Here is an 11,928-nt window from a genome sequence, read left to right as displayed (position 1 = left end):
TAAGAAGTGATAGATTGCTTGTAAATCTAACTTGTACCTGTACTTGTTACCAGTACAGGTAACTTGTATTTAACGGTTATCCACTTTTTCCGGATACAGATCATGATTCATGAGACGCTGTGCAGCCATTTCCTCGTATTTGGTTCCGGGACGGCCGTAGTTGCAGTACGGATCGATGGATATCCCGCCGCGCGGAGTGAATTTGCCCCACACTTCAATATATCTCGGATCCATCAGCTTAATCAAATCGTTCATGATGATGTTGACGCAGTCTTCATGGAAATCGCCATGATTGCGGAAGCTGAACAGATACAGCTTCAGGGACTTGCTCTCCACCATTTTAATATCCGGAATGTAGCTGATGTAAATGGTGGCAAAGTCCGGTTGGCCCGTAATCGGACACAGGCTTGTAAACTCGGGGCAGTTGAATTTTACGAAGTAATCCCGATATGGATGCTTATTGTCGAAGCTTTCCAGGATGCCGGGATCATACTCGAAGGTATATTTCGTGCCTTGGTTGCCCAGCAGGGTAACCTCTTGCATTTCCTCTCTTTGTCTTCCAGCCATGAATGCATAACTCCTCTATATTATAATCGTTTTCTGTTCAGGTTCATTAGGCCATCAAGCGGTATGCCGGACAGCTGTCTAGACGCCGCGCTTATTGCCCCATACGAGCGTATGCAGCTGGGGAAGGACGCGCACATCGTTGAGCCGATCGGATTGCATAACCGCATTCACCAGCCACTCGTATCGCTCCAGCAGGTAGCTGACATGGGAGGACGTATCACTTGTGCTGACATCCGGGTTGCCGGTTTGCAGGTAAAACGGGACATTCGGATATCGCTCATGCACCGTTTCGGCGTAAGCCAGATCGGCATCGTCGAATACGACCACCTTCAAGCTGAAGGAGCGGCCGGGCTGGCGCGCGGACAAGCGGGAGATCATGATGTCAAGCTTCTCCCAATCCGTCTCCATACCGGAGCTCGGCGGCTTCGGCGATATGGTGACTTCATCGATGTCGTTCAGCCAATCCTGCCAGCGGGAGCCTTGCGTCTCTACCGCAACGGTAATGCCGTGCCGGTGCAGCTCATCCACAAGGGAGCCTAATTGGGACAGCAGGGCGGGGTTGCCGCCCGAAAGGGTGACGTGGTCGAACCGTTCTCCCCCAAGACGATACAGCTCCTGCCATATTTCATCAGTGCTCATCTTGCGGATCGAATCTGCCGCCGATCCGTCCCACGTAAACGCGGAATCGCACCAGGCGCAGCGGTAATCACAGCCCGCCGTGCGGACGAACATCGTTTTTCGGCCAACGACCATCCCTTCGCCTTGTACGGTAGGGCCGAAAATTTCCATTACCGGAATGGGGCGGTCGACGGTTGCCGCAGCGAATGCGCCTCCGCTTGTGCCGGTCTCTGCCTTACTATGCTGATTATTCACCTAGCATCCACTCCCGTCTGACCTCGGCATAGCTGGTCGGTGTTTCGAACAAACGCACGAATTCGGTGCGCGTTCCCTGCTGCTCATGGGATGGCTTGGCGCTGAGGGCGGCTTCCATTTTCTCAAACAGCCATACGACCATATTCTCCGCCGTGGTGTTCATCGGAGGCAGCGTTTCGTTCAGATATCGATGGTCGAGATAAGGCTCGATCTCCGATTTCCATATGTCCTTAATTTCACCGAAATCAACGGTAATTCCGACTTCATCCGGAATGCCGCTGATGCCGAATACGACTTTATAGGTATGCCCGTGGAGGTTCTTGCATTTTCCTTCATAAGCATGCAGATGATGTGCTGCATCGAACGTAAATTCCTTGGAGACGAGCACGCGCTTCCGGTGGTAGCGCAGGCTGCCGGCATCGATATCCTCGCCGAGCTTCTGCAGCCGTTCAACGATCCGAAATGCTCCAGGCTCTCGGCTCATACCGTGCGCCCCCCTTCAACGCTCGCGTTCCTGCGGCTCAAATATTTATCCAATCCGGCTTTTCTCAGCTTGCAGGCAGGGCATTCCCCGCAGCCGTCGCCTTTAATGCCGTTATAGCAGGTCAGCGTATGATCACGGATATATTCCAGGGCGTTCATCTGGTCTGCGAGCTCCCATGTTTCCGCTTTGTCCAGCCACATGAGCGGGGTATGAATGACAAAAGGATAGTCCATGGCCAGATTCAGCGTCACATTGAGCGATTTGATAAAGCTGTCGCGGCAATCGGGATAGCCGCTGAAGTCCGTCTCGCATACGCCGGTTACGAGATGCTTGGCTCCGATTCCTTTCGCAAGGACGGCAGCGAAGCTAAGAAAGAGGAGGTTCCGACCCTCCACGAACGTGGTTGGCAAGCCTTGGTCGCCTTCCTTGATTTCAATATCGGTGCGTGTCAACGCATTGGGAGCCAGCTGGTTCAACAGGCTCATATCGAGCACGGTTTGCTTCACGCCTTGTTCTTTGGCGATCTGGGCGGCGCATTCGATCTCAAGCTTGTGGCGCTGGCCGTAATCGAAGGTGACCGTCTCCACCTGGGCAAAGCGTTCCTTCGCCCAGAACAGACAGGTGGTGCTGTCTTGGCCGCCGCTGAACACGACGACCGCTTTTTCATGTTTAAGCATAAAAAAACCTCTCATTCTTCATAGTTTTAGGGGAGCCCGAAGGCCGATCCCGTAGAAGAATAGAGAAGTTCTTGAACTGAATCCGCAAAAAAACAAGCCTTATTTTCACGGCAGCTTAAAAAAGATAATTCGATGCCGAATAAGACAATGTAGTTTTTTATAGAGGGAGTTCGCGAACCTCTCCCATACGCTTTGCAGCGTATGGACTTGTCTTCTGTTGTCACTAGCGGCCGCTAGCGGCTCTTGCGCTGCAGCCGGGTACTTATGCCCTACATTATAACACGGGGACATTATTTGATAAACACTCCGCCAAAGGGAATTGCTTCCCGTAAGAAGCGCTTGATAATCCCTTCATCGTTGAATTCGTCGACCAGCCGCTGGTTCTGCCGCCCGGCCTGAAACAGGACATATCCTTCTCCGGTAAGCTTCCAATGGTAATTCATATGCTGGCTTGCCAGGTGGTTACCGTATACGGTCAAATCCAGTTTGGCTCCTTCCGGATAGGCAATGATGCTGCCTGCATCGACGTATAGCGGCTCCGTAGGGTGCAGCTTCACCTTGCAGACCGGACCTTGGGTCAGGATGCCGATGCTGCCGCTGCCGGAAAACTTCATTTTAATGGCGTCCCGCGTAACGAGCATATTTTTAAATTTCAAAATACGGGTCTGCATTGTTACATTACTGGTATAGAAGAATACATGCCTGAAATCGTAGAGCATGTCCTCCCCGCCTTCCAGCCGGATCTCATGCATGTTGAAGCCCGGAGGGAGGGCCGCCGTAAACTGGCTGGGACCGCTGATGTCGGCGCGGATCAGCTTCTTCTTCCGGTATATCCCTTTCACGTTCATCAGACGGTCGCTTCGCCCGGTCGAGGGACCCCGGTACGCTACAATCTGATCGGGATGCAGCACATGTGCAATGTCGCCGTCGGCCAAGGAAAAGGTAACCGCTTGTCCAGCCCCGCCGCCGGACGTATCTTCCATTCGGATAATCACACGCCCACCTCCTTTATCAGTCTGACTGGCTGCTTATTTAAAAGCGGTTCGTTCGGCGCATGCCGAATCGAAGGGCGCGTATCAGCAAAAAATATCCTGCAGCTAGCGCGGCCGCCGTAATCGCCAGGTTCTTCAGCCGTTCCGCTCCCCGCTTTCGGGCGGCTTCCGCTTCCTGCAGCTGGTTCACCATTTGCGTCAATTGCCGATTTTGCTCCGCTAGCTCCGCATTTTGCTGCTGGAGCTTTTCCGTATTCATCCGAGCCCGATCCAGCTCTTGCAAGGTTTGATTATAGCTGTCCTTCAGCTCGGTAACCTCTTGCGGCAATTCACGAAATTGCTGTATATTGTCGTACAAATTACTGATGTAGCCGGCGCTGGCCGTGCGGCCTCCGAGGGGAAGCGCGATCCCTGTCGCCAGTAATATCAAAGAAAGTCGGATCAGCTTAGATCGTGCAGACTTGTCCATGAGGGATCACCGTCCTTTGATATATAATAGTACATACGAAATGATAGAGGAACAAGTTTCCATAGTATCATTTACCCACTGGAGAGGCGGCGTTTCATCTCGGGCCGCCAGGATGTTTAATAGGCGGTTGAATCGGGTAAATAGATGTTGGCAAGCAGCGGCCAAGCATGCTCAGGCATGAAAGGCAGAATCCGACAAGGAATAATAGACACGCTTTTGAACAAGATGACAAACTAATAGAATTTTCGAAATAAGGAGATTATGCATATGAATAACAATAACGTGAAAAAAATCATGATTACCGTAAACGGCAAACCGGTTGGAAACGGCCTGGTTATTGATAAAGTCACCTACGCGCCCGGCGGGCGTGCAGAGGAGGCCCGCAGTGAAGCGAGCAGGGCTGCGAGCACGGTGATTGGTTAAGCAGGTCATACAGCGACTACTTTTTTTAGAAGGAGCTTTGGGTTCCCTGGGAGGAATGACAAGGCGGTTGCCGGTTATCTAATCGGCTCTGACAGAATCCATGACAAAGACTGCAGCGATAGAGGCTGCGGTCTTTTTTTGTCGAAAACATTTATCGAACATATGTTCCATGACAGTAAGATGTCCATCTCTATTGGTACATTATTAGAAGAAGAGGAAAGAGGTGGATGTATTGCAGTCAGGGTTGTATTCGGATTTTTTATGGAGCCATAACCAGGTAGCAGCTAGCGGCTGTAATCAAGTCTTTCTGCTGATCGAGTGGAGGGGTGGAGTCTTAGGGCCGAAATTGCCGGCAAAAGGTTCCAAACAGCTGCTCGCGGATCAAGTTCAACTGCATCTCCAATTGGGTGAGCGCGTGCAGCTTGGTGGTATGTACGGATGCGAAGGCGAAATGCTGAATGACCGGAATCTCTCATTATCGCTGGGCACATTGTCCGAAGGAAAGGTAAGGCGGCTGGTGCTCGATCTGTCGGTCGGCCCCCGGCCGTCAGGTGTTTACCCCATTGTCACGATGCTGTGGACTTATCTGGATGTGATCAAACAAAAGATGGTGCTGCAGCCGTCTCGAACAATCCCCCTCCAGTTCAGCAACAGTACGGCATTAATAAAGCGGGGCGCCGATCATCGTGTGGAAAAGGCACTCAAATTGCTGCAGAATCCGATGATCGTGGAGCAAGCCAGACAGGAAATGCAGCGTGGAAAACTGGCCGAAGGGGAAGCGATTATTCTTAGACGGGCCGATGAAATGCTGCTGTACGCCGCACGTTTAGAGGATGCCGATTATTTAAAAGAAGCGGAGGCTTTGTATAGGTTAAGCACTTTGTATATGGATACATACCGTAAGTTCCGTTCCCGCATTGCGAAAAGACAAGGACTTAAGGCTTATTCTGATGCTAGTTATTAAGAATCTTTGTCCAAAAAAGGAAAAATGATATCAGGGTCGAATGTACTATTTTATAGTCATAAAATATACGTCTAATTTACTAGAGAGATAGGGAGAATGCATATGACAGACAGACTGATCCGACTAATGAGAATCATTACCCTTGTACAAGCAAGACCCGGAATTTTGGCGAGAGAGCTTGCGGAACGCTGCGGAACGAGTGAAAGAACCATCTATCGTGATATGGATGCGCTCAGCGCGATGCATATCCCCATCACCCACCAGGGGCGCGGGCGCGGATATACGTTTATCGGCCATTTTGCCATGTATCCGCTTGGTTTGACGGAAGAAGAGGTGCAGGCACTATTCAAGCTGATGCCCGTAATGGACAAAATCAAACCGCTGCTGCCCATAGAATTTGAAAGCGCTTATGAAAAAGTGCTGGCTGCCGTATATAAACAAAGTGCGGAAAAGGCCGAAATCCAGGCGGGGGACCGTGATGATTCCTCTGTCCAAGCCTAATTTTCGCAGACGAAATCGCACATCGTAAATGTGAAGCCCCGAATGAAGCACATGGAATTGGCATGTGACAGTCATTCGGGGTTTTTGTTGTTTAGGACTATAAACTCATTCTTCTTCAATGCGAATAGTGTCTTAAAGACTATGAAAATATAGGGATAATATACCAAATTATATGAATATATGATAAAATGACTACAATTTATCTCTAGGGATCAGAATCTGTCAATTGCTGATCCGGATGGGGGTATAGCGGCACAACGTCCCTAAGCAAGGGCGTAGAAAGGAGATCCGTGCAAGGGATGCACGACATGCATAACTAGTTTATGAGAAATGGAGAGGGGAGCATGAAGATCGATGAAAAAAATCATTCTGACGATGTTGTTGAGTATGGTGGCATTATCCGTAGTGGGGACCTATGGAGCAGAGGCCTCGAGCCCAAGTCAGGTTGAAGTCCTATTGAACGCTAACAAGCTGAGCTTTCCGGATGCCAAGCCGTTCCAAGATAGCCAAGGCAGCGTCATGGTACCGATCCGGTTCGTCTCCGAAGCGCTCGGCGGGAAGATCAGCTACAGCAAGTCTGGCGGCAAGACGATCGTTGAAATTCGAAAGGGCGATGACCTTGTAAAAATGACCGTGGGCCAAACGAGCGCCCAGGTGAACGAGAAAGCGAAAGACTACGGGACGAAGGTGATCTTGAAACAAAACCGTACCTTTGTGCCGCTGCGGCTTGTCAGTGAAGGGCTGGGCGAAAAGGTGGAGTGGGATAAGGTTGGCCGGTGGGTCTGGATTGGTGAGAAAACATTCCGGAATACCGATGATGCGGAGTTTAAGCTGCGGCCGTTGAGTGATTTTAAGGCGTATATGAAAAATCCGTATTTATTTGAAAAGACTACTGATGTTGGTCAATTATTCAAAGGGATAAAGGTTATTACGACGAAACAGTTGCCAATCAAGCTAGGTAATGGTGAGATTATTTATGACATCAAGTTAGTGAAAAGAAAAGGTTATGAATACATTGCCATACGCAGTTCAGAGAGGGGAACACCAATTTTCTTTATGGTTAAAAATGATTATGCAAAATATCGTACCGGGGTAGATAATGCATTCGAGAATAACAGGGATGGTACTGCAACAAATTATTATCCGGTCGTAAACGGTACGGATAAATTCCAAACAGGAAAATACATTCAGACCCATGACTACACCAAATTTAAATTAAATAAAGCTGATTACATTGCCTTCAGCACGTACAAAGTTGATGACTATATCGTGGCACTCATTAATCCATTTAAATAAGGGAGTCACGGTATGTTGAGTGCGAAATTAAAAAAGTTTGCTCAGATTACGTTTTCCTTCCTAGTGCTAGTCACTACTGTACTTATTATAAATCCCGGTAAAGCAGAAGCCATCGGAGTCAATCGGATGTTTCAAGATCCCAACAACCATGATAAATTTTATTTTGTTGGAATGGTATACTATGAAACTTGGAGCAATGCTGCTGGGCAATGGGTTAATACACCACCTGGCGGTAAGACAGATGTAGATGGCTTTGATTACATGTTTGAATTTAACTCCTCTCGTAAAATAAAGGATATTCGGGTAAGCAAATTTGATTATAATCGGCAGTATGGAGATAAAATCTTTGAAGCTTCACGTTCCGTTGAAATGGCTCAGAATCCTAGAGATTATTACATACGAGCTACGTCACCTTCATATTTTTTTTCTGGAAGACAATGGACAGGGAAAGGTACTAACATTGCCAACGTTCCTGTGTATGTTACTGATGCTCTCCTAGTAGCTCCAATGGCTATTGACCGGAGACAAGAGGAGATGGATAAAAACGGAAAACACTTTGAACCGCTCGTCGAAGGCTGGCGCTACTACTTCCCTACCTTATTCGAAATCGAGCTTGAACCGGCGGAAGGAAATGCGATTATTAAACACTACACCACTACAGGGAAACCGCTACATGGAGTCCCCGGTTTTTCAGACCGGGAGGAGAAGCTGGAGAAGGATAAGCCCTATGCTTTTACGCACACACCGGGCAATGCGGATTATACATACAAGGGGCATAAGAAGAGCACAATAGCTGCTCCGAGCGGCGGCCCAATTACGCCGGGGGATCCGTATCCGTTTACCTATGACGGGTCTTTCCCTACCTATTACCTGTACTTTTACTACGAACCAACCAGGGACACACCGCCCCCGCCTGACCCGTCAACCGGAGCCTGTACGGAGCCCGCTCCAGGGCAGACGATCAACGGACGGTATATGGACCCGGTGGTGACGGCGAAGATCCTGGCCGATCAGCGTGGCAGCGAACGCTTTGACGTGCTGCAGGGAATTCCGACCTCCGAGAGCTTATACGGCAACATTCTGGCTCGCAGCTATCTTGTTCAGAACACGTTTGTCAAAATGACCGGGGTATGCACATTTGAAGTGAATGTGGAGAAGAGCTGGACACTGCACTGGGATCCCGGCAAGCCCGGACCAAAAGGACCGGACGGTAAGCCGACCACGGTACCGGATCCCCAGCAAGCGGAAGAGAAAGTGACGGAGCGATATACGGTTAAGCGTCCCTACTCCTATTGGGTGATCGACAACCTGGAAGTATACAGAATCAACCAAGGCCTGCTCCGAAATTATGCGCTCCCCGGCAATGAAATCCGCCTTGATCCGCAAGGCTATCAGCCGCCGCAGTATTCAACCAGCCAAACGGGTGCTTTCTATCCGCCTTCCCCGCCGGATCCGATCATAGCGCCGTCCGGCTCCTACGGAGGCAGCTCTTACAAGAGCAAGCCATCCCCGCCTAGCGAAAATCTGCAAAGCATCGCAGAGGCCGGCGTGGATCAAGTGGAGGTCGCCAATGACTCCCTCATTTTTAACGGAGCAACGATTATGGACAGCCGCCGGACTGTGGAGAGCGGTCCCACGCCGGGAAGCATTCCCGAGCCGCCTCAGATCCGCGAGAACGTGCTGTACAAGCCCGGCAACATGATTAGCAGCGATAAGGCCAATCGGGCGAATACAACAAGCGCCGGTACAATCGCGTATGGCCTGCTGCCGGGGAGCATAAATGGAGGCAGCGACAAGGAGTTCCCGATTTACGGTATCAATACGGTCACCGTTCATACTCCCGTGGTCAACTATTCCTCCGTAACGGATGATCGGGCTCATAATCAAAAGACGGTGCCGAATCCGGACCGGTCTGCCTTTATTTTGGACAGACCGTTTACGGTACGCATCCCGACGTCCGGACAGCATCGCAATATTCCGGGTTACGGAAATCGGGATTATGCCAAGTATGTAAGAGCGAAGCAGGTCTATTTTCCGTTTGATGTGTACAGCGGTGATAAGCGGACGTTCTACCCGAAAAATACGTGGATCACGATCCCGACAGCCCAGCTCGATACGGAATTTTTCCTGCCGGTCTGGGTTGATGAAGGGGATTATCAGGTGTATTTCCGTACGATTGCTGAGAATGCGCCGCCCGATTATACGACGCAGTCGGGCGCAAATGTGGATTTGATCCACCATGCAGCCACAGACATCGAGCCTGTAGAGGTGATCGGGCGGATGTATGATTTTCATATTACCGATATCGCGGATTATAACTGGGAGGGGGTCTTCCGCAAACAGAAGGGGAGCGCCGTTCCAAGCGGTGTCTCCTATTGGACGGGACTTCGGGATATCGATGGGGGAGTCCGGGGGAATACCGCTCCATACATGCTCCCAATCGCGCCAGGGAAGCATCCGGCTAAAGGGTATAACAATGCCGCCGTGAAGACGGGCTACCATTTCAAATTCGATTTGAAGACCAAGGGCAATATGTTCGGTGCCGCAGACGGGATCGCGATCACGCCTAGCTTTTATTTTGTGGGCAAGGATGGAACGGGACGGCAGGAGGTGGATCTGTACTACCACAGCGGAGACCGAAAGTTTATACGAATCGGCTCCCCTGAGGACACGGAGAAGCGATATGTCATTCTGAACGAGCGGCTTCGAAATGTTCCGATAGCAGAGCTTCGGGATACAGCCGACTATCTGTACCGTCAAGGCGGGGCCTCAGCCGGCATGCCTGCTGAAGCGTTCACCAAGCAGTATATCGAGAAGCTTAGCAAATCCAAGACCTGGGTTGGCCGGTATGACTGGCTTATGCTTCCGTCAGGGGTGCGTACGTTGATCGGGCCGAAAGCAGGACTGCCGGCAACGGTGGATGCCGGGCGAGCCAACGCAGCAATCCAGCGATGGTATGGGGAGTACAGCATTCCCTCTGATGTATATGTCGTCAAGAAAGGAACGAATATTGCAGAGCACGGTCGAACCCGGCGATTGGACGAAAAGTCCGATATTTTTCTGAAAAAAGGATATATCATCGTTCGGTTTAACCTCGAATCGATCCGGGATGGCAACACGGCAAGGCCGCATCTGCAGTATATTCATGCTCCGCTGATGAACCAATGGAGGCTGGAGGGGTACGCAAGTTCTTATACCGATCCCTACGGGCACCGATTCAGCCTGCTCGATGGCGATGTCGTATTCTATCATGGCGACAAATCCAGTAAGGGGGACTTCCTTTCCAGGGTACCGCATTAATGTCTTTACGGCTGTTTTGCTGCAACCTGGCTTGGAGCGTCATTCAAAGACGGGCCAATCAAGCTTCGAAATGCTTGATTGGCCCGTTTTTTCCTTTGTGCCTGCGGTCCATCTAATCGCAGCAGACTTGATCTCAAAAGTGTTCGACTAGTAATCGGGCCATGCCTGGTGATCATATAGATAACGGGCGAAGGCCATCGGATTGCGGTAAGCGGTTCTCCACGCTTCCTCCATCCCTGCCTCCAAAAATCCGTAGCGCTGATCACATCCGTTGCATTCGATGAAATATAGCTTCCCATCCGCAGTAATTCCGATGTCGAGACCGAAGTCCGCTGCATACGGTATAAACAGGGACAGCACGCGGGCGATATGAAGGGAAAATTCCGTGATTCGTTTCATCATGAGCGGAACCGGCAGGTCTGGCAGGCTGTTCTGCAGGATATACGGGACCTGGTAAGCCGATCCGCCCTGGGCGATGTTCGAGACAAATGTGCGCGGCGGCGAGGTCTTGGCGAACATGCCCGCTACCTCCCAGGCTCCGCTGCCTCCCCGCTGAACGGTGACGCGGATGTCGAAAGGGCGTCCCTTATACTCGGCCAGCGGAATGCGTTCCTGGGCAAGAAAGGGAGCCCGCCGGATTCGCTGAAAGATCAGCGGATGCAGATTTCCGGCTGCAAGCTTCACGGTTCGCCAGCCCTTCGCTGAAGGAGAGGAGCGGGAGTAGGTGAGCAAGCTGCCCCCCGGCGGACTGCTTCGCAACCGCATGATCCCTACGCCTACGCTGCCGCTGCAGGGCTTCAGGACCAGGTCGCCATACTCGTGAAGCATCGTTCGAATGGAGGCAGCGGTAGCTTTTACCGTATGCGGCAGGGCAGGTGTGACCTCTGGGTCCTGCTCCAGCATACGATGTATAGCATCCTTGCCGTACCGGGTGCGGCCGTTGTATACGAAGAATCCGCGCTGGATAAGATCTTCGATCTGGGATCGTTCCCGCCGATGGGAATAAATGGCCCGCATATGAATCGCCCGTGGAATCGGAATACGCACGCGTGTATATCCGTACGGCCGCTTCGGCATAAATCCGGTGACCTCTCCGGTTTCAAGCGAAATATGGCGGATGGTAAAAAAACAAGGAACCAGTCCGTATATGGCAGCTGCTTCTTCATAGTTGCTCAGTGATTCGGTACCGATTCTCCCGCTGGAAATTCTGCGATACGTGCTGTTGTTAAGCAGAATGCCGACAAATTCCGGATGCATGGTCATCCTCCTTGCTGCCACAAATCTTTGTAGTTTTTTCGTATCTCATCGTATGCATAGGAAAGTTTGTCCCGGATGGACGGGTGTCGTGCATGGTTGGCCTATTCTTTCAGGTGAGCATGTTC

Annotated in this window: 11 protein-coding genes and 1 pseudogene; 5 read left to right on the top strand and 7 right to left on the bottom strand. The window is 50.9% G+C overall.

Annotated elements, in window-relative coordinates; translation table 11 throughout:
• Positions 1–69: 69 nt before the first annotated feature.
• The 6 genes from queF to NSQ46_RS22805 all read right to left on the bottom strand — a co-directional run bounded on the left by queF (position 70) and on the right by NSQ46_RS22805 (position 4,062).
• A complete protein-coding gene (gene queF / locus NSQ46_RS22830) occupies positions 70–567 on the bottom strand; it encodes a preQ(1) synthase (protein WP_007130817.1) in 498 nt (165 codons plus the stop codon).
• A 78-nt stretch (positions 568–645) separates the two neighbouring features.
• On the bottom strand, positions 646–1,356 hold the full coding sequence (gene queE, locus NSQ46_RS22825; RefSeq protein ID WP_341035048.1) for a 7-carboxy-7-deazaguanine synthase QueE: 711 nt from the start codon (positions 1,354–1,356) through the stop codon (positions 646–648).
• A gap of 76 nt (positions 1,357–1,432) precedes the next feature.
• Positions 1,433–1,924 (bottom strand): 6-carboxytetrahydropterin synthase QueD, encoded by a 492-nt coding sequence (gene queD, locus NSQ46_RS22820; protein ID WP_007130815.1) that lies wholly within the window; start codon positions 1,922–1,924, stop codon positions 1,433–1,435.
• Complete coding sequence (queC, locus tag NSQ46_RS22815; RefSeq protein WP_341034130.1) at positions 1,921–2,601, bottom strand: 7-cyano-7-deazaguanine synthase QueC; 681 nt, start codon at positions 2,599–2,601, stop codon at positions 1,921–1,923. The genes queD and queC overlap by 4 nt, the downstream gene beginning before the upstream one ends.
• A 290-nt stretch (positions 2,602–2,891) precedes the next feature.
• Entirely contained in the window at positions 2,892–3,596 is a 705-nt protein-coding gene (locus NSQ46_RS22810; protein ID WP_007130813.1) for an AIM24 family protein, read from the bottom strand.
• A gap of 37 nt (positions 3,597–3,633) precedes the next feature.
• Entirely contained in the window at positions 3,634–4,062 is a 429-nt protein-coding gene (locus NSQ46_RS22805) for a hypothetical protein (RefSeq protein WP_341034129.1), read from the bottom strand.
• A 267-nt stretch (positions 4,063–4,329) separates the two neighbouring features.
• On the opposite strand from NSQ46_RS22805, the gene NSQ46_RS22800 reads away from it, so the two are divergent.
• The 5 genes and pseudogenes from NSQ46_RS22800 to NSQ46_RS22780 all read left to right on the top strand — a co-directional run bounded on the left by NSQ46_RS22800 (position 4,330) and on the right by NSQ46_RS22780 (position 10,546).
• Complete coding sequence (locus tag NSQ46_RS22800) at positions 4,330–4,485, top strand: hypothetical protein (protein WP_341034128.1); 156 nt, start codon at positions 4,330–4,332, stop codon at positions 4,483–4,485.
• Positions 4,486–4,708: 223 nt separating this feature from the next.
• Positions 4,709–5,449, top strand: coding sequence for a hypothetical protein (locus NSQ46_RS22795; RefSeq protein WP_341034127.1), 741 nt, complete (start codon positions 4,709–4,711; stop codon positions 5,447–5,449).
• A gap of 102 nt (positions 5,450–5,551) precedes the next feature.
• Positions 5,552–5,890: pseudogene (locus NSQ46_RS22790) on the top strand (HTH domain-containing protein); the annotation flags it as partial.
• Between the two features lie 414 nt (positions 5,891–6,304).
• Positions 6,305–7,246: a copper amine oxidase N-terminal domain-containing protein gene (locus tag NSQ46_RS22785; protein ID WP_342574784.1), complete on the top strand. Its 942-nt coding sequence runs from the start codon at positions 6,305–6,307 to the stop codon at positions 7,244–7,246.
• A gap of 534 nt (positions 7,247–7,780) precedes the next feature.
• Positions 7,781–10,546 carry a DUF5704 domain-containing protein gene (locus NSQ46_RS22780; RefSeq protein ID WP_342574781.1) on the top strand — a complete coding sequence of 922 codons (2,766 nt, stop codon included), beginning with the start codon at positions 7,781–7,783 and terminating at the stop codon, positions 10,544–10,546.
• A gap of 147 nt (positions 10,547–10,693) precedes the next feature.
• Here the strand turns inward: NSQ46_RS22780 and NSQ46_RS22775 are convergent, their stop codons facing one another.
• Entirely contained in the window at positions 10,694–11,803 is a 1,110-nt protein-coding gene (locus tag NSQ46_RS22775) for a YheC/YheD family protein (protein WP_007130805.1), read from the bottom strand.
• Positions 11,804–11,928 lie beyond the last annotated feature (125 nt).

Source organism: Paenibacillus sp. FSL M8-0142 (assembly GCF_038597315.1).
GTDB lineage: Bacteria > Bacillota > Bacilli > Paenibacillales > Paenibacillaceae > Paenibacillus_AQ > Paenibacillus_AQ lactis.
This window is presented reverse-complemented; position numbering and strand designations above follow the sequence as displayed.